The sequence below is a fragment of the Agromyces protaetiae genome (assembly GCF_030866785.1).
Classification (GTDB): Bacteria; Actinomycetota; Actinomycetes; order Actinomycetales; family Microbacteriaceae; genus Agromyces; species Agromyces silvae.
In genome coordinates, this window is record NZ_CP133018.1 from 3,714,001 (window position 1) to 3,738,852 (window position 24,852).

Consider the following 24,852-nt stretch of genomic DNA (forward strand, 5'->3'; position numbering starts at 1 on the left):
CTCAGCCCCGCACCGTGAGCAGCGCCGACTCCACGGTCAGCCCTGGGCCGAACGCCATCGCGGCGACCCGATCGCCGTCGGCGGCGTCGGCCTGGTCGAGGATCCGGCGGAGCACGAACAGCACCGTCGCGCTCGACATGTTGCCGTACTCGTGCAGGATCCCGCGGGCCGGCGCGAGCTGCGCCTCGGTCAGCACGAGCCGGGACTCCACCTTGTCGAGGATGCTGCGCCCGCCCGGATGGATCGCCCAGTGCTCGATCGCCTCGCTCGAGGCATCCGTCTCGAGCGCCGTGACGAGCGCCTCTTCCGCCTCGAACAGCGGCTCGAGCGCCCCGGTGACGTGCTCGTCGATGATCGAGGGGACCGCGTTGGAGAGCACCATCTCGAAGCCGTGGTCCCCGATCTTCCACGCCATATCACCCTCACCGACCGGCGTGATCCGGGTCGCGAACCGGTCGAGGTCGAGCGCGCGCTCCCCGGGTTCGAGCGGCCGCGCCGTGACGATGCCCGCTCCCGCACCGTCGGCGAACAGCGACGAGGCGACGATCGTGTCCGGGTCGTTCGACGACCGCAGGTGCAGCGTGCACAACTCGACGCTGACGACCAGCACCACGGCCGTGGCATCCGCCTCACACACCTGCTTCGCCAGCCGCAGCGCCGGAATCGACGCGTAGCAGCCCATGAACCCGAGGTGGTAGCGCTGCACGCCCGCCGGCAGGCCGAGATCGCGCGCGAGCACATAGTCGGGTCCGGGGGCGTAGAAGCCCGTGCAGGACACGGTGATCACATGGGTGACGTCGCCGGCCTCGATGCCGGGCGTCGCCTCGAGCGCGGCGCGACCGGCCTCGAGGTACAGGCGGCTCGCGTGCTCCGCGTAGAGCTCGTTGCGCGCCTTCGTCCCGGGCATCAGCAGGTCGCCGCTCTCGACATCGAAGAACACCGGCTCGTCGGGGTGCGCCTCGCGGTTCAGCTCCTCGATCACGGTGTAGCGGGTCGCGATGCCCGACACATTGAACGACGTCGGGATGATCCGCTGCGCGAGCCGGTTCAGGCCCGGCTGCGCCGAGAACACGTCGCGCACTTCCTCCTGTACGAGCACGGTCGGGGGCACGACGGTGGACAGGCCTCGCAACGCAACGGTCATGCCTGATGGTATGTGTGCCTGCACCACCGCGGGCAAGGGGTGGACACCCTCGCCGCCAGCCCCTAACAGGGTTGCACGCCCGGAGCCTCGGCGTCGTCGACGAGGCATCCGGGCGTCGTCTCGCGTCAGCCGATGAGCTTCGCCTTGGCGGCGGCGAACTCCGCGTCGGAGAGGATGCCCTGCTCCTTCAGCGAGGCGAGCTTCTGCAGCTCGGCGACCAGGTCGACGCCGCCCGGGGGCGGAGTCTGCTGGGTCGCGGCCTGCTGCGCGGCGGCCTGCTCGGCCTGCGCCTGCTGGGCGGCGTACTGCTCTTGATACTGTTCGTCGGCCTTGCGCTGCTGATGCCGGGCGACGCCGCCCGATACAGCGGTCGCGGTGCCCGCGACCACCGCGGTGCGCGCGGCCATGCCGATGAGCCCCGGCCTTCCGGCCCTTCTGATGAACGGCATGTCGCCCTCCTCGGTGTGTACGGTCTCGACGCTGTTCGACGCACTCGCGCTACGCGGGCACCTATTCGCTCGCCGCAGCGAGCACCGCGTTGACCACGGGCGCGGGGATCCGCTCGGCGTGCAGCATCACCCCGCCTGATTCGGCGAACCTCGAGGCGAGTCGTTTCGCCCACACGAGTTCGACCGCGAGCACCGCCGCGGACGTGCCCGGCGGGATCACCTCGCCGAGATCGGCGTAGTCGTCTTCGCCGACGAGACCGCTTGCCACGAGCTCGATCTCGGTGATGTCGACCTCGTCGCCGAGGTCTTCGAACTCGATCGCGTCGAGGTTGCCGTCGGCGTCGCGCGAGATGATCACCGCGTCGAGCAGGCGGATGTCGCCGGCCTCGACGAGATCGGCGATGGCGTCGAAGGTGGGAGCGTCCGGGCGTTCGCCCTCGAATCCGACGACGAGGATCTCTACGGGTCCGTACTCGAAATCAGCCATGAGCTCCCCCTCGCCAGAACGCCGGATGCAGGTGAAGAGTATCGCTCAAATTCGGTTCGCGGTAGAGGCAGCCGCGCTCGTATCATGCAGTCAGACGCCACCACCGCTCGTGGTCCGAGGGGGTAACCATGGACACCGGTTTCGCCACGCTCAGCACCGATCCTGCGACGACCACGCGACACCGCAAGGCGCGTCGAGCGGCGGGCCGCGCGGCGCGGACCGACGCGCCGATCGAGGCGCAGGCCGAACTGGGTTCGGGCGAGCGCGACGCCGTCGCGATCCTCGAATCCCAGGCCCTCACACGCGTGCCCGACCTGATCGCGATCCGATACGGCCGAATGGGCGCGTCGCCCTTCGCGTTCCTCCGAGGCTCCGCCGCGGTCATGGCCGGCGACCTGCGCGAGCGGCCGTCGAGTGGGATCACGTCGCAGCTCTGCGGCGACGCGCACCTCGCCAATGTCGGCCTGTACGCGTCGCCCGAGCGGTCGCTCGTGCTCGATCTCAACGACTTCGACGAGACCGCGACCGGTCCGTTCGAATGGGACGTCAAGCGCATGGCCGCGAGCTTCGAGGTCGCCGCCAGGGCCCGCGGGTTCGAAGACGACCTGCGTCGGCGCATCGTCGAACGGATGGTCCGGGCCTATGCCACCGCGATCGACGAGGCCGCCCGGACCCCGACGATGACGCTGTTCTCGTCGCACGTCGACGCGCGATCCGCGCTGTCGACGATGTCGGCACGATTGCCGGCACGCGCGGCGAAGCGAGGCGCGAAGCTGATCGAGAAGACCGTCGGCCGCGACAGCCGCAGCGCGGCGGCATCGCTCGCGGAAGAGGTCGACGGGGAGCTCCGATTCCGCCTCGATGCACCGCTGGTGCTGCCGTTGCGGCATCTCATCGAGCGGCAGGGGGCCGATCCGGACGTCCTGCGCGAACGGCTCGCCGCGATCCTCGCCGGGTACGAGACGTCGCTGCCGCCGCACCGTCGCAGCATCCTCGCGCGGTATCGGCCGGTGGACCTCGCGTTGAAGGTGGTCGGGGTCGGCAGCGTCGGCACAAGGGCCTGGATCGTGCTGCTGCGCGGCAATGGCGCGAACGATCTGCTGGTACTGCAGGCGAAGGAGGCGCAACGCTCGGTGCTGGAGCCGGATGATGCACCGAGCGCCTACGCGCATCAGGGCCGTCGCGTGGTCGAGGGAGCGCATCTCATGCAGGCGCTGAGCGATGTGCTGCTCGGCTGGACGAGCGCCGAAGGGCTCGACGGTCGGCACCGCGACTTCTATGTGCGACAGTTCCGGGACTGGAAGGGCTCGTTCGCCCCGGAACGCATGGAGCCCGACACGATGCTGCTGTACGCCGAGTACTGCGCCCTCGTGCTCGCGCGGGCGCACGCGCGCGGCGGCGATGCGGCGGCGATCTCCGGCTACGTCGGCGGCGGGCGCGGTTTCGCGGCCGCCCTGGCGACGTTCGCCTCCGCGTACGCGGACCGCACCGAGGCCGACCACGCGGCGCTCCTCGCCGCGGTCGAGTCCGGCCGTCTCGAGTCGCAGATCGCATAGCCGTTCCGCCGGGCGGAGCGAGCCCAGCGGCATCGACCGACGTCACCGCGGCGACGCGGCGACGCGGCGACGCGGCGACGCGGCGACGCGGCGACACGACCGCCGGCGCACGACCGCCGGCTTACGCCCCGGCTGCGTCCTCGGGGTGCCGCCGCCCACGCCGCTCGGCCTTGGCCGCGGCATCCTCGGCGTCCATGACGCGTCTCGCCTGGTTCAGGTCGCCGAGCGCGGGCCTGATCCACGCGTTCGCCGGATTCGAGTCGACGAGCAGCATGCGCACCAGCAATGTCAACGGGATCGCGAGGATCGCCCCGATCGGGCCGAGCACCACGGCCCAGAACAGCACCGAGAAGAACGTCAGCGACTGGCTCAGCGCGACCGCGTTGCCGACCACCCGCGGCTGGATGATCGACTGGATGATCCCGTTCACGAGGCCGTAGACCACGATCACGGCGATCACCAGCGGCCAGCCGCCGACGAGCGCGGCGAACACGATGGGGGGCACGATCGCGATGAAGTACCCGATGTTCGGGATGAAGCTGCAGATGAACGCGAGCAGCCCCCAGAGCGCGGCGCCCGGCACGCCCAGGATCACCAACGCGATCCAGTTCACGAGTCCCTGCGCGGCGCCGAGCACGGTGGTCACCACCATGTAGCGGCGCACCCCGAACGTGTAGCCGACGGATGCCTCGGCGAGGAGTGGCTTCCGCGTCCTGAGGTCGCGCGTGAGCGTCTTCGCGTACGACGCGTCCATCGCCATCAGGATCAGCATGGTGACGAGGATCACGACCCCGCTCAGCAGGCTCGCCGCGCTGCCCAGCACGCCACCGAGCACGCCCGCGATCGCGCCGGGATCGAGGCCCGACACGATGCTCTGCACCTGCGCCTGCCCGAACCCGATGCTCGCGAGCCACTCGCCGAAGCCGTCGACCCAGGACTGCAGCTGATCCGTGTACTGCGGCAGCAGCGCCGCGAACTGCCCGAACGACACGACCAGCGCCCCCGCGAACGCGCCGAGCAGCAGCACGACCGCGAGGATCACCGCGACACTCGCGACCCCCCGCGGGACGCCGTGTCGTTCGAGCCACGACCGGATCGGATAGACGCAGATCGTGAGCACGAGCGCGAAGAACGACAGCGCGAAGATCGTGCCGATCGCCGCCAGCCCGAACGCGGCGACGGTCGCGCCCCCGAGCCCGAGCAGGATGAACGCCGTGCGGTGCGGCGGCGGCGGCGCCTCAGCAGCGGCGACCGGATCGCCGGGCGGCTGCGGCGCGCGCTGACTCTCGGGGGACGGGGGCTTCTTCCGGTTCCACCACATCTCGACTCCTCTCGAGAGTCACCGCAGCAGGCCGCAGTTCGGCTGATGCCGATGATGGCGCAACTCCGCGCCCGCCGCCATCACCGAACGCCCGGTGCAGCACGGCTCAGAAGCTCCCGATCCCCTTTCCGATGACGACGACGCCGATCACGAGCAGCAGCACGGCCATCACGGTGGCGTTGTTGTGCACGAGCCACGCCCGCAGCGCCTCGAGCGGCCCCGCCATGCGGGCCGAGGCGACCAGGTAGGCGATCACGGGCCCCGCGACCGAGATCGCGGCGACCACGGTGAACACGAGGATGGCGACGGCGGATGCTCCGGCGTCGAGCCCGGCCGTCCCGATCACGACCCCGGCCGCGGCGGCCATGAGCAGGTTCTTCGGATTCACCGCCGAGAGGAGGAAGCCGAGGACGAGCCCGCGCACCGCCGTCATGCCGTCGATCGCCGCCATCCACTTCGGCAGCGCCGCCTCCTCGCCGGCCTTCGGCCGCGAGCGCCACTGGCGCGCCGCCAGGAGCAGGAGCAGCACCCCGAGCACCAGCTTGATCGTGCCGGCGATGGGCTTCGAGGCATCCGGATCCTGTTCGGGGATGATCGCGGACAGCAGTGTGAACACGACCACCGCGACCACGATGCCGAGCACCCAGCCTGCGAGGAACCCGACGCTCGTGCCCTTCGCCTTCGGCGAGAGCAGCATGAGGATCGCAGCGATGATCGGGATCGGGCTGATCGCGATGCCGATGGCGAGGGGCAGGATGTCGCCGACGACCCCGTTCACGCGTGCCGCACGATCTCGGGCAGCCGCCATGACCCGTCGAACCACGGTTCGAGCGGGCCGTAGAGACGCAGGATCGGGAACCAGGACTTCCCGGGCGCGGTCTCGATCCAGTTCGTCTCGCGCCCTGCGGGCGCCGAGGGCCCGAACCAGAGCACGTGGCTGCCGTCCGGCTCGGGCACGAGCGAGCCGCTGAGGCTCGACAGTGCGGGGTACGGTGTCGACGGCACCTGCAGCAGCGACCTGGTCTGGGTGTCGTACAGGTCGATCGCCCAGAAGTTCTTCGCAGGCGGGTCGGCCGGGATCGTGAGCGAATAGGTCTCGCCGCCGTCGAGCACGTGCCCATCGGCATCCTCGGCCGTGTAGGCGTACGCGGACCCTGCGCCGACCTGCGCGTGCGCCATCGCGGGCGTGATCACGGTCGCGAAGTAGTGGAACTGGGTGCGCGCGTCGAGCAGCCTCGCCCCCTCGTGCACGAACTCGTAGCTGCCGCCGACGAAGGCGTTCTTCCAGGAATTGCCCGGCCAGTAATAGGCGAGCGGGTCGCGCGGCGTGTAGACGAGTGCGCGCGAGATCGCGGCGCCGAGCTTCGCGGCGTCGTCCAGGATGCTCCGGCGGCGCTCGTCCGGCGCGAACCGTCGCCCGTGCGCGATGCCGAGCGCGGCGAGCTGGCCGGCCAGCTCGACGTCGAGCGAGCCCACCGGTTCCTCCTGGATCAGCTCGTCGATCTCGAGGAAGAAGTCGAAATCGTTCGAGTGCACGGTGTTCTGCGGCACGTCGGCGATGTTCAGGTACGTGTTCTCGCGTGGGGCATCCGCCTCGTGCAGCGGGTAGATGCGCGTCTGCTTCATCGCCGGCACGCCGCCGAGTGTGCGCAGCACGACCCAGTTCGTGAAGGTCGGCGTGCGGTACGTGAAATACCCGTCGGGCACGTCGCCGTCGTATCCCGGCGGCAGGAACAGGTACTTCCCGCCGGCCCCGCGATCGGGGCCGGGGATGCCCATGTCGGCGACGTACCGGAACCAGAAGTCGTCGACGACGCACAGCGACTGCGGCGGCGCCTCGATGACGGTCGGCCCCCACGCCTTCAGGTCGAGGAAGGTCGTGCCGTACGTCGTCTCGGTGTTCGGGGTGAGGTACAGGCTGGCCGAGTTCGCACGCGGGTCGGTGTATCCGATGATCTCGGGCGAGACGACGCCCGCGCTGCGCAGACCCCGCCGCATCGCGACGAGCGATGCGCCCGGCATGGCGTTCAGGAACGCCTGGGCGCCGCGCATCAGGTCGAGTGCGTCGTACATGGTCTCGACGGAGGCGGCGCGCGGCACGCCGTCGAAGAGCTCGAGCTCGCCGAACGGCGTCATCAGGCGGTCGGGCGTGCTCACCCTCGCGATCGCCTGCTCCATCGCTTCTGCGCTGATTCCGGCGCCGGGCGTTCCTTCGTTGACCAATTGCTGGCTCCTTCGGTGGGGGCTGGGGTGGTGGGCTGGGGGCTGGGGCTGGGCCGGGCGCGGCTCAGTCCGCCGATGGTCGCGCCGCCGGGGGCGCCGAGGCAGCCGGCGGGATGATCCGGAACTCCGGCGCGCGAGACACCAGCAGCCAGGCGGGCAGCACGATGACGCAGAACCACGGCAGCAGCGCGAGGTCGCCGGTCACCGCTGCGGCGAGGAAGAGCGCCATCCAGCCGTCGCGCGTGACGACCAGCAGGATGCCGATGAGCCCGCACCCGATCGCGAGCGCGAGCGGGAAGCCCGGGATGAGCGCGTGCGCGAGCATGCCGAGCGCCACTCCGATGAACGCCGACGGGAATACCCGGCCGCCGCGGAACATGGCGCTCGCGGCCACGAGCAGCGCGACGATCTTGATCGCCGCGATGAGTGCGAGGTCGCCCGCCGACTCCTGGCCGACGTTCTGGATGAGCTCGCCCATCTGGCTGAGCCCCTTGAACATCGTGATCGGCCCACCGAGCATGCCGAGCACGCCGAGCACCAGGCCGCCGAGGGTCGGCACCACGATCGGGTTCCGCAGCGCGTGGAACGCGCGGTAGACCCGCGGGAACAGCCAGTTCGCACCGAGACCGATCGCGGCACACACGCACGCGACCACGATGCCGATGAGGAAGTCGACCGGTTCGACCGTGTCCTGCGGCACCGTGAACGCCAGCGGCGGCGTGCCCAGCAGATGCATGGTCACCGATCCCGCTGCCGCCGCCGCGAGCGGCAGGAACAGCTTGTCCCAGAGCGCCCCGCCCCCGCGGATCGCCGCGAGCGTGCCCGTGAACAGCAGCGCCGCGCCGACCGGGGTTCCGAACAGTGCCCCGATCGTGCCCGCCGCGGCCATCAGCATCGCGAGCTTCGGCGACACCGCCGGCATGAACCGCGTCAGCACGAACACGGTGAGCGTGACATTGATCGCGATGATCGGGTTCTCGGGTCCGAGGCTCACGCCCCCGGCGAGCCCGAGCAGCAGCACGACCGCGAGGCCGGGCAGCGTCTTCAAGGGAAGCGGCGGCTCCATGAGCTCGGTCGTGGCCGAGTCGGGTCCGCCGTGGCCGGGCAGGAACCGGAGGCAGAGCCCGACGGCGAAGCCGGTCACGGTGAGCACGAGCAGGATCCACCAGCCGGAGGCGTCGACACCGAGGGCGTCGGGCACCGTCGTCCAGATGACGTCGGACATGGCCTCGGACACGCGGTCCACGACCCAGAGCACCAATGCCGTGACCACGCCGACGAGGATCGCGGGCACCGAGAGCACGAGCAGCTGCCGCGGCGTCGGCGAGGGCAGCTCGGGTCGTTCCTCCGGATCCCCGCGCGGGGCCGGCTCCGGCGACGGGTCTGGCTGGGTCACGACACCTCCGTCCCGGGCCGCGGCCCCGTCCACTTCCGCCCACCCTATTGCCGAGGTGACGGGCGCTGACAACAGGTCGGGCACGTTCCTGAGAAATTCATGACAATCAGCCGGGCTGAGCGCTATGGTGCACCCAAGGGCACTCCCTCAGCGTGCCCAACAACCGAAGAAAGGCCAGCCATGAACTTCTGGAACAGCTTCTGGGACATCATCTGGTGGACGATCTGGATCTTCGCGTTCGTCGCCTATCTCTGGGCGGTCATCGCGATCATCAGCGACCTGTTCCGTGACCACAAGCTCAATGGCTGGTGGAAGGCCGTCTGGATCATCTTCCTGATCTTCGCCCCGTTCATCACCGCGCTCGTGTACCTCATCGCCCGCGGCCGCGGCATGGCCGAGCGCGCCCAGCGCGATGCCACCGAGGCACGTCAGGCCACCGACGAGTACATCCGCCAGACGGTGGGCACGGCGGCGAGCCCGTCCGACGAGATCGCCAAGGCCAAGGGGCTGCTCGACGCTGGCACGATCAACCAGCAGGAGTACGACCTGCTGAAGGCCAAAGCACTCGCCCACTCCACCAACAGCACCAACGTGCAGGTCTAGTCACGATCCGCGCACACCGATCGGATGCCTCGGGCTACACGCCCGAGGCATCCGTCTGTGTCGAGGCATCCGGCTGGGTCGCGGCATCCGGCTGGGTCGCGGTGCGCATGACGCCCGCACTCCGCAGGAACAGGATGATCCAGGCGAAGATGAGCACCGCCGCGACCAGCTCGACCGCCGTGAGGTTGTAGTACCCGGTCGCGAAGAATACCGCGAGCAGCACGATCACGCCGACGAACACGTACCCGAGCAGCACGAACACGCGCGGCATCGACGGCGCCCAGCGCGGCAGCGCGAACACCAGCACCGCGAACACCACCGCCATGCCGGTCGCGACCGAGTTGTGCAGCCAGAAGAAGTCGCTGACCGGGAAGATCCCGACGCACGCGAGGAACACGCCGATCAGCACGAACGCGATGCGCACCCGCGTGCGGCGACCGACCTCGAGCGGCGTCGACGCCGGCAGTGCGGCCGTGCCGTACCGCGCGATGGTCGTGACGATCGCGCCCGCGATGATGAGCGTGAGGTTGAACGCGAGCGAGGACACATCGTTCGTGATGCCGAGCGCCGACAGGTTCTTCTGCCACCACAGCGGGTCGCTCGAGCTCAGCATGCTCGCGAACGCGCCGACCACGAGGAACACGGCGAGCACGAGCGAGAGCAGCATCGGCGTGAGCCGTGCGGACGACAGGAACACCGCATACATCGTGACCGCCGCGGCCACCCCCGACAGCAGCGCGCCCGGGAACGCATAGACCTCCGCGCCGATGAAGCTCTGCTCGAGCACCGCACCGACGCCCGTCCAGCCGAGCAGCACGATCACCGCGTGCGCCAACGCGAGGGCGATCAGGTCGAACCAGTGCAGGCGCGCACCCGCGACCGACAGGCCCGGCCCGATCTCGGCGCGCAGCGCCGGCGACGGCGCCCGCAGCACCAGTCGGCCGAACACGAACGCGGCGATCGCGATCAGCGCCGACGTGACCGCGACGAACTCGGCGAGCGAGCCGGAGCCCGAGATCGGCAGCTCCCGGTTCCAGAAGACGACCCAGGCGACCAGGCCGACCACGACGAAGGCGACGGCGCCGAGCAGCAGCGCCGCGGACTCGAGCGATTCGGCGGTCCCACCGGGGTCGCGGAGCACGCGCCTGAGCGGCTCGGCACGTTCGGTTGTTCGCTGCGGCGCCGCGGTGCCGCTCGTGCGCGGGTTCGCCTGTGACATCCGTCCACCCATCCCTCAGGCGGCCAGATGCCGCGATGGGCACCAGCCTGCCAGTCAGGACTCCGTCGGGTCGAGCACCTCGAGCATCGAGCCCTGCACGAAGCCGGCCCATTCGTACGCCGCGCGCAGGTAGTCGTCGCGCTGCTCGTCCTGCTCGGGCGTGCCCTCTTCGCCGATGCCGACCCGCTCGGCGAGGATCAGCCGCAGATCGGTGAGGAACGTGAGCCAGCCCCACGCCTGCACCTGATCGAGCTCGATCTCGACAAGTCGCTCGCCCTCGCCGACCGAGGTCGCGTCGCGCACCGACTGCGCCGCCTGCCGTTTGCCGTCGACGAGGCTGCCCCGTGTGTAGCGCGCGAACTCGCGCGCGGCGTCGAGGTCGTCGGGGTACGCATTCGGCAGCAGCCGGTCGAGCGCCGGGTCGTCCTCGGAGCCGAGCAACAGGACCGAGTCCACCTGGTCGGCGAGCTCGGAGAGCAGCATGGCCTCTTCGGCCTCGAGCACGAGACGGACCCCGTCGGTCCCGTTGCGGCCGGCGACGATCACGGGTCCACCTTCGACAGCGACGCCTGCAACCCGTAGCCGTGCATCGCCTGCACGTGCCGCTCCATCGCCTCGCGATTGCCGGTCGCGACGACCGCCCGGCCCTCGTGGTGGACGAGCAGCATCAGACGCTCGGCCTCCTCGCGCGAGTAGCCGAAGTAGCTGCGGAAGACGTAGGTGACATAGGTCATCAGGTTGATCGGGTCGTCCCACACGATGGTGCGCCACGCACGCTCGACGACCGACTCGACCCCGAGGTCGAGCCCCTCGTCGAGTTCGGTGCGTTCAAGCGTGTCCGTCACTCACCCAGCCTGACACGATCGGCAGACGCCTGCATCCCCTCACGGGGCACTTGACGGCCGCCGTCGAGCGGCCCTCGCAATCGCCACCGGGTGTCCGCGTCGTCTGCCGACCTGGAGCGCACGCTCCGGCCTGCCACCGTGGCACGATTCGCGTCGCGCGGCGCCGTGTCGTGCGGCCCCCCGCGTTCAGCGGGTGGAGACGGTGACGGTGAACTTCGGGTTGCGCGCGACCTGCCGGGTCGGGCCGACGAGGCGCTCGAGCGCCGGCCGATAGCGCAGGTGCGAGTTCCACACGGCGACGAGGCGCCCGCCCGGCGCGAGCGCGCGGCCGGCGTCGGCGAACAGGCGCTCGGCCAGCGCCGTCGTGACGGCGGCGCCGGCGTGGAAGGGCGGGTTCAGCACCACGAGATCGACGGATGCCTCGTCGGCGAACTCGAGGCCGTCGGCACGGACGACCGTGATGCGGTCGCCGAGACCGTTCGCGGCCGAGGTCTGCGCGGCGCTCGCGACCGCGGCGGCGGACTGGTCGGCGGCGACGACCCGGGCGTCGGGGAAGCGTCGTGCGAGCGCGACCGCGACGATGCCCGTGCCGCAGGCGAGGTCGACGACGGTACGGCTCACGGGCGCGGCGGGATCGGGCGCGGCGAGGCCAGGCGCGGTAGGGCCAGACTCGGCGAGGCCAGGCTCGACGAGGCCAGGCGCGGCGAGGCCAGGCGCGGCGAGGCCAGACGCGGCGAGGCCAGACGCGGCGAGGCCAGACGCGGCGGGGCCGGGCGCGGCGGGGCCGGCGGCGAGCGCCGGGTCGAGCTGGTCCAGGAGGAAGCGTGTGCCGATGTCGACCGTCGCGCCCGCGAACACGCCGCCGTGAGCGACGACCTCGAGATCGAGCGCGGCGTCACGGGCTCGGCGCGGCCAGCCCCGCACCCTCGCCCCGACCTGCTCGCCTGCCGTGGCGGGCGCACCCGGCGCGGGCGCGGGCGCGGCCATCAGCTCGCGCGCGATCAGCACGCGCGACTTCTGCCGCGCATGGGTGACGTCGAGCCGCGCGAAGCGCCGGCGCAACACGTCGTTCATCGCGGTGGACATGTGCTTGAGCCGGCCGCCCGCGACCACGACGACGTCGGGCGCCGCGTGATCTGCGATCAGCGCGGTGAGCTCGTCGAGCGCGTCGAGCGATCGCGGGAGCCTGAGCAGCACGACCCGCGCGTCTCGAACGAGCTCGGGAGTCGCGGGCTGCACGCTGATGGCGCCTGCGAGGCCCAACCGCCGTGCGTTGGCAAGGATCGCCCGCTCGCCGAGCACCGCATCCTGATGCACGCGCACCCCGGTGACGCCGAGGTCGGCCGCGACGCTCAGCGCGAGCGCGCCATGCGTATCGCCGATCACCACGACGCCGGACGCACCGCCGGGGGAATGCGCGAGGATCGGCTGCGCCTCGTCGAGGATCAGCCGGTCGGCGGCATCCGACGCCTCGAGCCCCGGCCCTTCGACGTCAGGCGCCCGGCGCAGGAGCGTGAGATCCATCTCGGCAGACTACCGACTCCGTCGAGTGCGCCGGTTCCGGGCAGCTCACCGGCGATCTCCGCGTGCGGTCTCGCGGGATGGCTCCTTCTGAAAAAGTTCCGCCATGGACTTGCGTTGTGATATATCGATATGCCATACTCGATTCACCGGGGAAAGCACGAACCGGGCTGGAAGGTGTTCCCCGCACGCGCCAGCCCAACACCGCTCACCAGAGCGGTACCCGGGGACCACACACGGACCTGGGCTGGAAGGTGTTCCCCGCACGCGCCAGCCCAACACCCCCGCCGGGCGATCCCGCCGGCGGCAGCGCATCGGGCGCCAGGCAACCCAATACCGGCCTGGCGTCCGAGCGCTGCCAACACCGCCCCGCGCGTCATGCACCCCGCAATTGCTCATCGAACGGTCGCAGATGGCGGGTGTGTCCGCCGAGCACTCGCCATCTGCGACCGTTCGACGCCCGCAACCGGCGATGGAGACCTCAAGCCGCGTTTGCTAGCCTCGGCACCGCATGCGTCAGCACAGAAGGACGAACACCGGGGAACGACGCGCCGCACGCACCCGCGAGGCGGCGACGTTCGGTGTACCCGCAAAGCGGGCCGGAATCAGCCCCCGCCGACGGCTCCGTCGGGCCGGCGGAGTGCTCGCGGCATCCGCGATCTTCGCGCTCGTCGGCACGGTCGCTCTGGCGCCGTTGCACACGACGGCGCCCAGCGGCCCGGCGTTCGCCGAGGCATCCGCCGCCGAGGCGAACCGCGACGCCGTGCAGCGCGTGACGATCGCGGGCGCCGCGAAGCAGCAGGCCGTCTCGCGCGAGTCGTACACCGCGTCCACCGGGCCCGAGACGCTCGTGCTCGGCGGCACCAACCACGACTGGGCCAAGCTCGTGCTCGTGGAGGGCGGGTTCCCCATCACTGACGCGAACGTCGCGGTCATCACGGAGTGGATGCGCGAGGAGAACGGCCCCGACAACTGGTGGAACCGGAACAACCCGCTCAACAACGGCAACGGATCGGGCGGCGGCTCGGGGCTCGGCAGCTACGAGACGCTGCAGGTCGGCGCCGTCTACGCCGCCGACAGCCTGCGCCGGCTCTCGTTCTACGACGCGATCGAGGCCGGACTGGACGCCGGAACCGACGCCGGCGCCACGGCCGCCGCGATCTGGGCCTCGCCCTGGGCGACCAGCCACTACGGCAACGGCGCACACTGGACGACGTCGCCCGTGCCGGTCGTCGAGGCCCCGGCCGCGGCCTGGGGTCGCTGAACGACCGGACGCCCCCTTATTCGCGCTCGAGCGGACGCCAGACGACGACCGCGGTCTCGCGCCGCACGCGCGTGCCGCCCTTGATCGTGATGATCTCGCCCGCGCTGCCAGCGGCGAACACCCGACGGCCGGGCCGGTTCAGCATCTCGTCGGCGAGCGCGGCCTCGAGCTCGCCGACGCGGCGGCGCAGCCCGATCACCTCGTCCTCCAGCTCGAGCACCCTCCGGATGCCCTCGAGGCTCACGCCCTCGGCCGAGAGCTGCGCGATCTCGCGCAACTGGGTGACGTCGCGCATCGAATAGCGACGCGACTTGCCGGCGGTGCGGGTGGGCGAGACGAGTCCGAGACGGTCGTACTGCCGCAGCGTCTGCGGATGCATCCCGGCGAGCTCGGCCGCGACCGAGATCACGAAGAGCGGACTGGTCTCGTTCATGCTGCGCTAGGCCTTCGCGCGCGCGATGAGATCGTCGCGCGGGTTCTCACGGGGCAGCTCGGCGAGGAACGCCTCGAGCTTCTCGCTCGCCTCCTTGCCGAGATGCGACGGCACCGCGACCTGGACCTCGGCGAGCAGGTCGCCCGTGCCCTTCTTCGTCTCGACGCCGCGACCCTTCACCCGCAGCACACGCCCGCTGGGGGTGCCGGGAGCGACCTTGAGCTTCACGGGGTCGCCGCCGAGCGTCGGCACCTCGATCGTGGCGCCGAGGGTGGCCTCGCCGAACGTGATCGGCACCTTCACCCGCAGGTTCAGGCCGTCGCGCTCGAAGACGGGGTGCTTTCGCACGTTGACGGTGAGGATGAGGTCGCCGGCCTCGCCGCCGTCGGGCGACGGCTGGCCCTTGCCCCGGAGCCTGATCTTCTGACCGTCGGCCACGCCCGCGGGAATGCGCACCGTGATCGGCTTGCCGTCTGAGGCCTGCAGGGTGATCTGCTCGCCCTTGGTGGCGGTGATGAAGTCGAGCGTGGTGCTCGCGGTGAAGTCGCGGCCCTTGGTCGGGCCGCCGAATCCCCGGTAGCCCCCGCTCGTCTGCCCGAACCGGCCGCCGCCGAACAGGTTGCCGAGCAGGTCGTCGTACTCGCCGCCGCCCTGTTGGAACGTGTACCCGCGGCCGCCGCCGGGCTGACCGCCGCCGAACATGCCACCGAACACGTCGTCGAAGCCGCCGGCCCCCGGGCCGCCGGGCGCCGTGAATCGCGCGCCGGACCCCATCGCCCGCACGGCGTCGTACTCTTTGCGCTGCTCGGTGTCGGAGAGCACCGAGTAGGCCTCGCTGATCTCTTTGAACTTCGCCTCGGATGCGGCGTCACCCGGGTTGGAGTCGGGGTGATGTTGCCGGGCGAGCTTGCGGTACGTCTTCTTGATCTCCGCCTCGCTGGCGTCTTTGCCGACCCCGAGGGTCGCGTAGAAGTCTTTGTCGAACCAGTCCTGACTGGCCATTCGGCACCTCCTCTCTGATGAAACGTCCGGGTGGTCGGGAAGCGCGAACCGCTCCCCGACCACCGAAGGGTGACTGGCGTTACGCGGGCGTCTTGACGACGACCTTGGCGGGGCGCAGCAGCGTCGAGCCGAGCAGGTACCCCGTCTCCACGACGTCGGCGACGGTGTCGACCTCGACGTCGGGTGACGGCTGCTGGAAGATCGCCTCGTGCTGCGTCGGGTCGAACGGCTCACCCGGCGTGCCGAACGGCTTCAGCCCGAGCTTCTCGACGGCGCCGCGCAGCTTCGCCGCGATCGTCGCGAAGGGCGCGTCGCCCTCGAGGTCGCCGTGCTTCTCGGCCCGGTCGAGGTCGTCGAGCACCGGAAGCAGCACGGCCACAGCGGCACCGACCGCGCGCTCGCGCTCGAGCTCGCGGTTCGCCTCGGTGCGCTTGCGGTAGTTCGCGTACTCCGCGGTGACCCGCTTGAGGTCGGCGAGGTGCTCGGCCGACGGCTCCTGCACCTCGGCCTGCGCCGCGTTCAGGATGTCATCGACGGTCAGCTCTTCGTCGCCGGCCGGCTGGGCGGCGGCGGGCTGGGCGGCGGCGGGCTGGGCGGCGGCGGGCTGGGCGGATGCCTCGGTCGAGGCATCCGCACCCTGCTCGCCGCCTTCGGGCTGACGAACCGCACCCGTCTCGGGGTCGATCCGCCGTTTGTCGCGGATGATCGGCTCTTCGTGGCTCTGGTTCTCGTCAGTCATGGTTACTTCTTCTCGTCCTCGTCGTCGACGACCTCGGCGTCGACCACGTCCTCGTCGGAGGACTCGCCGCCGTCGGTGCCCGTGGCTGATGCGTCTTCACCGGGGTTGCCCGGGTTCGCGCCGGCGTCGGCCGACTGCGAGGCGTAGATCGCCTCGCCCAGCTTGGTCTGCGACTGCGAGAGCTTGTCGAACGCGGTCTTCACCGCGTCGTCGTCGTCGCCCGCGAGCGCGGACTTCAGCGCGTCGACGTCGCCCTGGACCTCGGACTTGACGTCGGCGGGGAGCTTGTCGTCGTTGTCCTTGATGAGCTTGTCGATCTGGTAGACGAGCTGCTCGGCCTGGTTGCGGGTCTCGGCGGACTCGCGGCGCTTCTTGTCTTCGGCCGCGTGCTCCTCGGCGTCGCGGACCATGCGCTCCACGTCCTCCTTCGGCAGCGCCGAGCCGCCCGAGATCGTCATGCGCTGCTCCTTGCCGGTGCCCTTGTCCTTCGCGGACACGTGCACGATGCCGTTGGCGTCGATGTCGAACGTGACCTCGATCTGCGGGATGCCGCGCGGGGCCGGCGCGATGCCGGTCAGCTCGAAGGTGCCGAGCGGCTTGTTGTCGCGCGTGAACTCGCGCTCACCCTGGAAGACCTGGATGGCGACCGACGGCTGGTTGTCGTCGGCGGTCGTGAAGGTCTCGCTGCGCTTGGTCGGAATGGCCGTGTTGCGCTCGATGAGCTTGGTCATGATGCCGCCCTTGGTCTCGATGCCGAGGCTCAGGGGGGTGACGTCGATGAGCAGCACATCCTTGCGCTCACCCTTCAGGACGCCCGCCTGCAGGGCCGCGCCCACGGCGACGACCTCATCGGGGTTCACGCCCTTGTTCGGGTCCTTGCCGGTCTCCTGCTTGACGAGCTCGGAGACGGCCGGCATGCGGGTCGAGCCACCGACGAGCACGACGTGCGCGATGTCGGAGACCTTGATGCCCGCCTCGCGGATGACGTCCTCGAACGGCTTCTTCGTGCGGTCGAGCAGGTCGGAGGTCATGTTCTCGAACTGCGCGCGCGTGAGCGTCTCGTCGAGGTTCGCGGGGCCGTTCTCGGTGAGCGACAGGTACGGCAGCTGGATGCTCGTCGACATGCTCGACGACAGCTCCTTCTTCGCCTGCTCGGCGGCCTCCTTGAGGCGCTGCTTCGCGATCTTGTCGTTCGAGACGTCGACACCGGTGGAGTCCTTGAACCGCTTGATCAGCCACTCGACGATGCGCTCGTCCCAGTCGTCGCCGCCGAGACGGTTGTCACCGGAGGTCGCGCGGACCTGGATGGTCGAGAAGTCGTCGTCTTTGCCCACCTCGAGGAGCGAGACGTCGAAGGTGCCGCCACCGAGGTCGAAGACCAGGATGAGCTCGTCTTCCTTGCCCTTGTCGAGGCCGTACGCGAGCGCCGCCGCGGTGGGCTCGTTGATGATGCGGAGCACATTGAGGCCCGCGATCTCGCCGGCCTCTTTCGTGGCCTGACGCTCGGCGTCGTTGAAGTAGGCCGGCACCGTGATGACGGCGTCGGTGACGGTGTCGCCGAGGTACGACTCGGCGTCGCGCTTCAGCTTCTGCAGGATGCGCGCCGAGATCTCTTGCGGCGTGTAGGTCTTGCCGTCGATCTCGGTCTTCCAGTCGGTGCCCATGTGGCGCTTGACCGACGAGATGGTGCGGTCGACGTTCGTCACGGCCTGGCGCTTGGCGGTCTCGCCGACGAGCACCTCACCGTCTTTCGTGAACGCGACCACCGACGGGGTGGTGCGGAACCCTTCCGCGTTCGGGATGACCGTGGGCTCGCCACCCTCGAGGGCCGAAACCACCGAGTTCGTGGTGCCGAGGTCGATACCAACTGCACGTGACATGTGTGTGTCTCCAAAGTATGTGGGTCGTCAAGACTTGAGTCTCAACGGCTCAAGCTTCGCAAAGGCGTCGAGGCATGTCAAGTGAACTCTGTAAAACTTGAGCCGGTTCGACTCAACTCTCAGCAGGTGTTCAGGATGCTCAGGCGCGCCGAGCCGACGGCGGTTACGGTGTACGAAATGTCATCGGTGTGGGAACGGTACGGGACGGTTATCGCGGCCGGCATCCTGATCGGCTTGCCGATCGGCATCATCGCGATCGCCTGGCTTGCGCGGCGTCGCATCGCGCGCGGCTGGTCACGAGGATGGGCATGGCGCGCCAGCACGGCTGAGGTCTGCCTCGTGCTGGGCACCGCGCCGTGGGTCTGGATGATCATGGCGCCGACGTCCGGCTCAGGCGGCCTTCAGCTCGTGCCGTTCCGCGATCTTCGGGCCGTGCTCACCGGCGACGACAGCATCGTGCAAGTCGTGGGCAACCTCCTGGTGTTCGCTGCGCTCGGGTTCTTCCTCCCGATCCGGTTCCGACTCGCCAGGCCGGCGTGGGTTCCGGGCATCGTCGGACTGGTGGCCGGCGGACTCTCGGTGCTCGTCGAGGCCATCCAGCTCACCCTGCCGCTCGGCCGCGTCGCCTCCGTCGACGACGTCCTGCTGAACGCCGCCGGAGCCGCGATCGCTTCACTCGCATCCGCGAGATACTGGCGCTCCCGCACCAATCCGGATCCTGAGCTCCCCGAAGGACTCGGAAGCGACCCACCTCAGCCCGTTCGGAAATGACCGCGGTACCGCAGGAGCAATGTACCTATGTATTAGCGGGTTAATCTCTTGTGGCCTGATCGCTCCAGCCTTACGTTCTGCCCCCATGAGAAATCAACACTCTTCGCGCGCGGCCGCAATCCTGACAGGAGCTACCGTGACCATCACGGGGCTCGCCTTTGGGTCGCCGACGACCGCGACGGCGAACGAGGCATCGCTCCCCACGTCGACCACGAAGTTCTTCTCACTCAGTGAGCAACACGAGGCCGAGACGATCGTCGAGCGATTCTCGCAGTCCCATACGATGCCAGAGCTGTTGCCCGGCTCATCGACCGACGCCTACGCCGCGTTCCAACGATCACTCGAGGCATATTGGTCTTCGGTGCCGTGGGAATCCGTGTACGCCCAGTGGGATTGCCGGCTCGAGAGCAAGCCGACGATGCGCCGCGGCGTTGCGCAGAACGGCATGCCATTCGTGGTGCTCGAGGAATCGCATGAGTGCGGCGACCCCGACATCGGTGCCGAGTTCGCCGGACTCGTCGAGCCCCGCGATGCTCGGGGCGCCCTACGCTCCGCAGACACCGCTGCCTACTCGGTCAGGGGACGATCTGACGTTCGATAAACGCGGCCATGCCGGGCACGGTGAAGGCGACGACGCCGTGCTCTGGTGCGTAGACCAAGCCCTTCGCGATGAGCGCGGCACGGGTCGGTCCGAGGCTCTTCGGCTTCCTCCCCAACCGTGTGGCGACCACGCCTGAGGAGCTGCCCTCATCGCCATCTGCTGCCATCGCGCGCAGGTACTGCTGTTCGGACGGGGTCGCGCGGTCCCATCTGACCCGGAAGAATCCATTGTCGAGTTGGTGATTGCCCTGGACCACTCCGAGTTCCGCGTCGTGCTTCACGATGACCGGCCCGGCAGCGACGTTCCAGGTCGCCTGCCCGAACTGTTGAAGGAAGTAAGGGTAGCGACCCGATGCGTGGACGACGACATCGACGGCATCGTCATCCCAGGTTGCGTCCTCCTGGGCGGAGGGGATCGTGAGAGCCTCAGCGACGACGTCGACACCGATCTGCTCGATCTTCGCGTACTGGAACCGTTCGGCGTAGGACTTCGCTTCAGCGAGGATCCGAGGCAGGCTGGGCAGGCCGGCGAACGCGAACAGGACCCGCCAGCTGTCCTGTGCTGCGGCGTGGGCGATGACGCACAGCGTCGTCAGTTCCTCCACCGTGAGGTCCTGCGCCTCGTCTACAAGGATCGCGAGGCCGACGCCTTCCTCTTCGGCTGCTTGGGCGAGATCGTGAATGAGCTTGCGGAGGTCGGTATCGAGGATGCCCGTGTCGGCTCCGCCTCCAGTTGTTCCGGCCAGATCGAGCCCAAAGGTCCAGACTCCGGTGGTGTCGTACGACGCTTTGAAACTCAGGGCGGTCTTGAGTGCCTTGAGCAGACGCCGGCCGGCACCTGCGTGCGCGAGGTCCGCCAGTGGCTCGTACAGCGCCTCACCGACCAGTTCCCGTAGCGATTTCCCGGATCCCGCTTCGACCTGCGCGACGATCCATGCCTTCTTCGCGGCATTGCGACGGAACTCGGACAGCAGGACGGTCTTCCCGACGCCGCGAAGTCCATACAGCACGACGGGCTGGTCCGTGCGATCGCGTTCGGCGCGCGCAAGCGACGTGGACCATGCCCACAACGCATCATCACGCCCGACCAGCGCCGCCGGCTTCCGGCCTGCTCCAGGTGAATACGGGTTCCGGATCGGATCCATGCTTCCTCCGATTGAAGAGACCTACCAAAGTCTACTGGAGTCTAACGAAAGGCTAGATATCGGTAGACATCTCTAGATGGAATGCCTCGCCGCTCGCCCGGGCTCCACATGACCGGCGCGCGAACGCGATCACCACCCGCGCAGATCTCAACCCGATCCCCGGCCGAGCCGCCCAGAGGCGAGCCGCTCCTCGGTGGGGGTGTGGAGGTCGATAGGCTGCGGGAGTGACCGCCCGAACCGCGACCACCGCTGCCCGACTGCTACTCGGAGGCACGGTGCTGCTCGCGGGCAGCCTGATGCTCGCCGGATGCACGTCGGCGCCCGAGCCGACCGCAAGCCCGTCGCCGACGGCCTCACCGTCGCCGAGCGCGACCTCCACGGCACCGCCGACGGAGACGTCCGAGCCGGCCCCCGCTCCCGTTCCCGAGCCGGTCACGTGCGACACCGTGCTGACGCCCGAGGCGACGAGCGCGCTCGCCGAGCAGGGCCTCGAGCTCCGGGAAGGCACGACCCCGGGGTATCCGCTCGCCGAGCAGTTCGCCGCCGCAGGCGGCACCGCCTGCACGTGGTCGGTCCGGCAGTCCGACATCTTCTTCACCGTGGTGCAGCTTCCCGTCGCCGACGGCGAGCACGACGCGTGGGCACGCGTGCTGGCCGAGAACGGCTACACGCCGACCGACGATCCCGTGCCGGGCGCACACACCGGGCCGGTCGAGCCCGGCACGGGCATCGCGCCGATCGCCATCGTCGAGACCACGCGCATCACGTTCATGAGCGCGCCGGCCCACGCGACGGATCTCGCGCCCGCGCCGTAACGGCGCTCCGCGCCACCCGCGCCGGCGAAGCCCACCGACGGGGTCACGGACCGGCCGCGAACCATCAGCTTTCCGGTGCGCGCCTCGCCTACCCTTGATCGGGATGTCTCAGACGCTCGCCCCGACTCGCCGCGCCCGCGCGAGGTCCGTCGGCATCGGCATCGGGGTCGCCGGCATCCTCGCGCTCGTCTCGATCCGCCTGTTCGCGCCCGCCGAGCTCGGCGACGTGCTCTCCGACCGCGTGCAGGACTTCATCACGCTGTCCGTGAGCGTGGTCATCGAGAGCCTGCCGTTCGTGTTCCTCGGCATCGGCCTGTCGATCGCCGTGCAGCTGTTCCTGCCCGAGGACTTCCTCATCCGACGGCTCCCCCGCAACCCCGTGCTGCGGCGCATCGTGGTGTCGCTCCTCGGGGTGCTGCTGCCGGTCTGCGAGTGCGGCAACGTGCCGCTCGCGCGCGGGCTCATCCAGCGCGGGCTCACGGTCGGCGAGTCGATGACGTTCCTGCTCGCGGCGCCCATCCTGAACCCGGTCACCATCATCACGACGTACCAGGCGTTCGGCTGGGACGACGGCATCCTCATCGCCCGCATCGCGGGCGGCTTCATCGTCGCGAACCTCATCGGCTGGGTGTACAGCCGCCACCCGCAGCCCATGTCGCTGCTGACGCCCCGGTTCCAGGCGGCCTGCGCCCACCCCGGCACGGATGCCTCGTCGAAGCCTCGCAAGGCGGCGCGCATGTTCGCCGAGGAGACGAGCGCGATGATGCCGGCGCTGTTCGTCGGCTCGGCCATCGCCGGGCTCATCCAGGTCGCCGTGTCGCGCGACTTCCTCGTCACGCTCGGCCAGAACCCCGTGCTCTCGGTGTTCGCGCTGATGCTGCTCGCATTCGTCATCTCGATCTGCGCGAACGTCGACGCGTTCTTCGTGCTGTCGTTCGGGTCGACCTTCATGCCGGGCGCGATCGTCGCGTTCCTCGTGTTCGGTCCGATGATCGACATCAAGATGCTCGCGCTCATGCGCACGACCTTCACGGCGCGCACGCTCGTGCAGTTGACCGCCATCGTCGGGCTCGCGAGCGCCGCCATCGGGTTGGGGGTCAACCTTGTGGCCTAGGCTCATCGAACGCTGGAAGGGCGTCGCGCTGACCCTCATCGGCGTCGTCGCGACCGTGTGGCTCACCGTCACCGGCCAACTCGGGCTGTACATCCACCCGCGGTACTTCGGCTTCACCGCGGTGATGGCGATCGTCGGCGGGGTGCTCGCGCTGCTCGCGCTCGCGCTGGTGCCGGGTCGCGACGAGGGCGACGGGCACGAGCACGAGCACGAGCACGAGCACGAGCACGAGCACGACCACGACCACGACCACGACCACGACCACGACCACGACCACGATCACGAGGAAGCCACTGGTCGAGGCGCGAAGCGACCAGGGGGGCGTGCGGTGGTCGGCGCGATCATGGGTGCCGTGATCGTCGTCGGCGCGCTGGTCGCGCTGCTGGTGTTCCCGCCCGCGACGCTCACCGCATCGACCGCGATGGACCGCGACATCGACCGCACGACCGCCGACCTGGCGGGCGACGCGCCGAGCCTCGCGGGCGCCGATCCGAGCCGGTTCACGGTCAAGGACTGGGCACTGCTGCTGCGGCAGACCGAGGACCCGTCGGCGTTCGCCGGCCAGGAGGTCGCCCTCACGGGCTTCGTGACGCCCGCGCCCGGAGACCCGGACGACTCGTTCTACGTGGCCCGGTTCACGGTCACCTGCTGCGCCGTCGACGCGCAGCCCATCGGTGTCGCGGTGCACCTGCCCGGCTGGCGCGACACGTTCGAGGTCGACGACTGGGTCGAGGCGACCGGCGGCTTCGCGCTCGACCCGGCGGGCGGCGAGCAGCTCGTGCTCGTGCCCGACGCGGTCGAGCCGACCGAGCAGCCGGAGCAGCCGTATGTCTTCTGAGCCGGCCCAGCCGGCACACGCTGCCGACCCGGTCGAGCTGCTCGATCCGGCCGAACCCGCCGCGCCGACCGCGGCCGCATCTCGGCGGTTCCGGCGACGGCTGCTCGGCACGATCGCCGTGCTCGCCGCAGCGGCGGTCTCGCTCGCGTTCGCCGGTGTGGTGCAGGGGCCGCGCCTGTCCGAGGCATCCGTCGATGTGGAGCGCGTGACGCGGCTCGCCGACGGCCGCCTCGTGCTCGCACTCAACCAGCCCATCGCACGCGTCGACGGCGACGTGCGCGTCGAGCCGGCGGAGCCCGCCGAGCTCACGATCGACGGGCGGGCACTCGTGGTCGAGTTCGCTGAGCCGCTGCCGTACGACACCGAGTACACGGTCACGGTCGACGGCGTGGTCGGCGAGGCCCAGCCCACCGCGGTCACCGTGGAGCACCGGTTCACGACGACGGATGCCCCGGTGTACACGCTCGCCCGGCGAAGCCCCGCCGGGCAGACCGATGTGATCCTGCGGTCGAGTTTCGGCGAGCGCACGCCCGAGGTCGTGCTCGAGGCGACGCGACTGCAGTCGTTCGCGCACGCGGGCGACGCCGTCGTGGCGGTCGCCGTCGAGGACGACGACACCAACACCCTGCGCGTCGCCGGGATCGACGAGACCACGCAGACGATGGGGCTGCCCGAGCCGGGCATCGTGCGTTCGATCGGCGGCTCCACGACGCATCCGCTGATCGCGTTCGTGCACGATGGCGTGACGCTCCCCGGCGGGGCCGAGCCCGCCTATCGCGAGACGCTCTTCACGCTCGACGTCTCAGGCGTCGCCGCGGCGCCCGAGCCGGTGCTCGGGCTCGACGGCGAACCGCTCCGGGTCATGGACTGGCGGTTCGTGCCGGGCACCACGTCGCTCGTCGTGCAGGACCTCGACGGCGCGCTGTTCGTCGTCGACGCGCTCGGGCTGACCCCGCCGACCCCGCTCGGATCGGCCGCCGAGCTCCGCGGGCTGATCCCCGGCTCGCGCCTGCTCGTGGTCGCCGACCCCGACCGCGGTCGCATCTTCGACCTCGAGACCGGCGAGGAAGCGCCCAACGAGCTGCCGATCGCCGAACTGCCCGAACAGGCGTACCCGGGCAAGGTGGAGCAGCTCGACGCGTCGGGCGCGCACCTGCTCTCGGTGCTGCTGACGGGCGATGACGGCGCGGGCGGTGTGACGACCGAGTCGCTGCTCGCCCGCGTGGACGCCGAGGGAACGAGCCTGCGCTATGCGACGGGCGAGGGCAGCCGCCTACTCGACTACTGCGTCGCGCCGAACGGCCGCTCCGCGGCCGTCGAGACCGTCGCCGACGGCGCGGCGTCCGACGGCTACCCGCACGCACCCTCGTACGTCGAGCGGCTCACGACCGTGGTCGACCTCGAGACCGGCGACGTGGTGCTGACCCAGAGCGGCGGGTCGTCGGACTGGTGCCGGTGACGTTCTCCACACCGGGCGGAGAAATCTC

The 24,852-nt window shown here is 70.1% G+C and carries 26 protein-coding genes; 9 read left to right on the top strand and 17 right to left on the bottom strand.

All coding sequences use genetic code 11. The annotated features are described in order from the left end of the window. Position 1: 1 nt before the first annotated feature. From QU602_RS16975 to QU602_RS16985, 3 genes are all read right to left on the bottom strand, one after another. The gene (locus QU602_RS16975) at positions 2 to 1,144 is read right to left on the bottom strand and encodes a type III polyketide synthase (RefSeq protein ID WP_308797629.1); all 1,143 of its coding nucleotides are present in this window, start codon (positions 1,142 to 1,144) and stop codon (positions 2 to 4) included. A gap of 125 nt (positions 1,145 to 1,269) precedes the next feature. Further along, positions 1,270 to 1,593 (bottom strand): SHOCT domain-containing protein, encoded by a 324-nt coding sequence (locus QU602_RS16980; protein WP_308797630.1) that lies wholly within the window; start codon positions 1,591 to 1,593, stop codon positions 1,270 to 1,272. Positions 1,594 to 1,654: 61 nt separating this feature from the next. Beyond that, positions 1,655 to 2,080, bottom strand: coding sequence for a DUF6325 family protein (locus tag QU602_RS16985; protein WP_308797631.1), 426 nt, complete (start codon positions 2,078 to 2,080; stop codon positions 1,655 to 1,657). A gap of 128 nt (positions 2,081 to 2,208) precedes the next feature. On the opposite strand from QU602_RS16985, the gene QU602_RS16990 reads away from it, so the two are divergent. Continuing rightward, the gene (locus QU602_RS16990) at positions 2,209 to 3,636 is read left to right on the top strand and encodes a DUF2252 domain-containing protein (RefSeq protein ID WP_308797632.1); all 1,428 of its coding nucleotides are present in this window, start codon (positions 2,209 to 2,211) and stop codon (positions 3,634 to 3,636) included. A gap of 121 nt (positions 3,637 to 3,757) precedes the next feature. Here the strand turns inward: QU602_RS16990 and QU602_RS16995 are convergent, their stop codons facing one another. The 4 genes from QU602_RS16995 to QU602_RS17010 all read right to left on the bottom strand — a co-directional run bounded on the left by QU602_RS16995 (position 3,758) and on the right by QU602_RS17010 (position 8,576). After that, a complete protein-coding gene (locus tag QU602_RS16995; protein ID WP_308797633.1) occupies positions 3,758 to 4,957 on the bottom strand; it encodes an AI-2E family transporter in 1,200 nt (399 codons plus the stop codon). Positions 4,958 to 5,063: 106 nt separating this feature from the next. Next, positions 5,064 to 5,735 (bottom strand): GAP family protein, encoded by a 672-nt coding sequence (locus QU602_RS17000; RefSeq protein WP_308797634.1) that lies wholly within the window; start codon positions 5,733 to 5,735, stop codon positions 5,064 to 5,066. Further along, positions 5,732 to 7,180, bottom strand: a complete 1,449-nt coding sequence (locus tag QU602_RS17005; RefSeq protein WP_308797635.1) for a DUF1254 domain-containing protein — start codon at positions 7,178 to 7,180, stop codon at positions 5,732 to 5,734. The genes QU602_RS17000 and QU602_RS17005 overlap by 4 nt, the downstream gene beginning before the upstream one ends. A 64-nt stretch (positions 7,181 to 7,244) precedes the next feature. Continuing rightward, positions 7,245 to 8,576, bottom strand: a complete 1,332-nt coding sequence (locus QU602_RS17010) for an ion channel protein (RefSeq protein WP_308797636.1) — start codon at positions 8,574 to 8,576, stop codon at positions 7,245 to 7,247. Between the two features lie 180 nt (positions 8,577 to 8,756). Here QU602_RS17010 and QU602_RS17015 point away from each other — a divergent pair, with 180 nt between their 5' ends. Beyond that, positions 8,757 to 9,179, top strand: a complete 423-nt coding sequence (locus QU602_RS17015; RefSeq protein WP_308797637.1) for an SHOCT domain-containing protein — start codon at positions 8,757 to 8,759, stop codon at positions 9,177 to 9,179. 34 nt (positions 9,180 to 9,213) lie between these two features. Here the strand turns inward: QU602_RS17015 and QU602_RS17020 are convergent, their stop codons facing one another. The 4 genes from QU602_RS17020 to QU602_RS17035 form a co-directional block, all read right to left on the bottom strand. Then, positions 9,214 to 10,398 (bottom strand): hypothetical protein, encoded by a 1,185-nt coding sequence (locus tag QU602_RS17020; RefSeq protein WP_308797638.1) that lies wholly within the window; start codon positions 10,396 to 10,398, stop codon positions 9,214 to 9,216. 54 nt (positions 10,399 to 10,452) lie between these two features. Next, positions 10,453 to 10,944 (bottom strand): DUF2017 family protein, encoded by a 492-nt coding sequence (locus QU602_RS17025; protein ID WP_308797639.1) that lies wholly within the window; start codon positions 10,942 to 10,944, stop codon positions 10,453 to 10,455. After that, positions 10,941 to 11,243, bottom strand: a complete 303-nt coding sequence (clpS, locus tag QU602_RS17030; protein ID WP_308797640.1) for an ATP-dependent Clp protease adapter ClpS — start codon at positions 11,241 to 11,243, stop codon at positions 10,941 to 10,943. Before clpS ends, QU602_RS17025 begins: the two co-directional genes overlap by 4 nt. 186 nt (positions 11,244 to 11,429) lie before the next feature. After that, entirely contained in the window at positions 11,430 to 12,767 is a 1,338-nt protein-coding gene (locus tag QU602_RS17035; protein WP_308797641.1) for a methyltransferase, read from the bottom strand. Positions 12,768 to 13,275: 508 nt separating this feature from the next. Here QU602_RS17035 and QU602_RS17040 point away from each other — a divergent pair. After that, entirely contained in the window at positions 13,276 to 14,028 is a 753-nt protein-coding gene (locus QU602_RS17040) for a hypothetical protein (protein ID WP_308797642.1), read from the top strand. A gap of 16 nt (positions 14,029 to 14,044) precedes the next feature. Here the strand turns inward: QU602_RS17040 and QU602_RS17045 are convergent, their stop codons facing one another. From QU602_RS17045 to QU602_RS17065, 5 genes are all read right to left on the bottom strand, one after another. Continuing rightward, positions 14,045 to 14,461 (bottom strand): heat shock protein transcriptional repressor HspR, encoded by a 417-nt coding sequence (locus QU602_RS17045; RefSeq protein WP_308797643.1) that lies wholly within the window; start codon positions 14,459 to 14,461, stop codon positions 14,045 to 14,047. Between the two features lie 6 nt (positions 14,462 to 14,467). Continuing rightward, positions 14,468 to 15,463 (bottom strand): DnaJ C-terminal domain-containing protein, encoded by a 996-nt coding sequence (locus tag QU602_RS17050; RefSeq protein WP_308797644.1) that lies wholly within the window; start codon positions 15,461 to 15,463, stop codon positions 14,468 to 14,470. Positions 15,464 to 15,542: 79 nt separating this feature from the next. Beyond that, a complete protein-coding gene (locus tag QU602_RS17055) occupies positions 15,543 to 16,202 on the bottom strand; it encodes a nucleotide exchange factor GrpE (RefSeq protein WP_308797645.1) in 660 nt (219 codons plus the stop codon). A gap of 2 nt (positions 16,203 to 16,204) precedes the next feature. Continuing rightward, the gene (dnaK, locus tag QU602_RS17060; protein ID WP_308797646.1) at positions 16,205 to 18,082 is read right to left on the bottom strand and encodes a molecular chaperone DnaK; all 1,878 of its coding nucleotides are present in this window, start codon (positions 18,080 to 18,082) and stop codon (positions 16,205 to 16,207) included. 119 nt (positions 18,083 to 18,201) lie between these two features. Continuing rightward, positions 18,202 to 18,456 (bottom strand): hypothetical protein, encoded by a 255-nt coding sequence (locus QU602_RS17065; protein ID WP_308797647.1) that lies wholly within the window; start codon positions 18,454 to 18,456, stop codon positions 18,202 to 18,204. On the opposite strand from QU602_RS17065, the gene QU602_RS17070 reads away from it, so the two are divergent. Together QU602_RS17070 and QU602_RS17075 are read left to right on the top strand one after the other, a co-directional pair. Further along, complete coding sequence (locus QU602_RS17070) at positions 18,455 to 18,853, top strand: VanZ family protein (protein ID WP_308797648.1); 399 nt, start codon at positions 18,455 to 18,457, stop codon at positions 18,851 to 18,853. The genes QU602_RS17065 and QU602_RS17070 overlap by 2 nt on opposite strands. Positions 18,854 to 18,989: 136 nt before the next feature. Further along, on the top strand, positions 18,990 to 19,454 hold the full coding sequence (locus QU602_RS17075) for a hypothetical protein (RefSeq protein WP_308797649.1): 465 nt from the start codon (positions 18,990 to 18,992) through the stop codon (positions 19,452 to 19,454). Here QU602_RS17075 and QU602_RS17080 read toward each other — a convergent pair. Then, entirely contained in the window at positions 19,429 to 20,598 is a 1,170-nt protein-coding gene (locus QU602_RS17080; RefSeq protein WP_308797650.1) for an ATP-binding protein, read from the bottom strand. The two genes, QU602_RS17075 and QU602_RS17080, sit on opposite strands and share 26 nt — an antisense overlap. A 224-nt stretch (positions 20,599 to 20,822) precedes the next feature. Between QU602_RS17080 and QU602_RS17085 the strand changes: the two genes are divergently transcribed. The 4 genes from QU602_RS17085 to QU602_RS17100 all read left to right on the top strand — a co-directional run bounded on the left by QU602_RS17085 (position 20,823) and on the right by QU602_RS17100 (position 24,824). After that, on the top strand, positions 20,823 to 21,413 hold the full coding sequence (locus QU602_RS17085) for a hypothetical protein (protein WP_308797651.1): 591 nt from the start codon (positions 20,823 to 20,825) through the stop codon (positions 21,411 to 21,413). Between the two features lie 103 nt (positions 21,414 to 21,516). Then, positions 21,517 to 22,527, top strand: a complete 1,011-nt coding sequence (locus QU602_RS17090; protein ID WP_308797652.1) for a permease — start codon at positions 21,517 to 21,519, stop codon at positions 22,525 to 22,527. Next, positions 22,517 to 23,365, top strand: coding sequence for a TIGR03943 family putative permease subunit (locus QU602_RS17095; protein WP_308797653.1), 849 nt, complete (start codon positions 22,517 to 22,519; stop codon positions 23,363 to 23,365). Before QU602_RS17090 ends, QU602_RS17095 begins: the two co-directional genes overlap by 11 nt. Further along, positions 23,355 to 24,824, top strand: a complete 1,470-nt coding sequence (locus QU602_RS17100; protein WP_308797654.1) for a hypothetical protein — start codon at positions 23,355 to 23,357, stop codon at positions 24,822 to 24,824. Before QU602_RS17095 ends, QU602_RS17100 begins: the two co-directional genes overlap by 11 nt. The last annotated feature ends 28 nt before the right edge of the window (positions 24,825 to 24,852 follow it).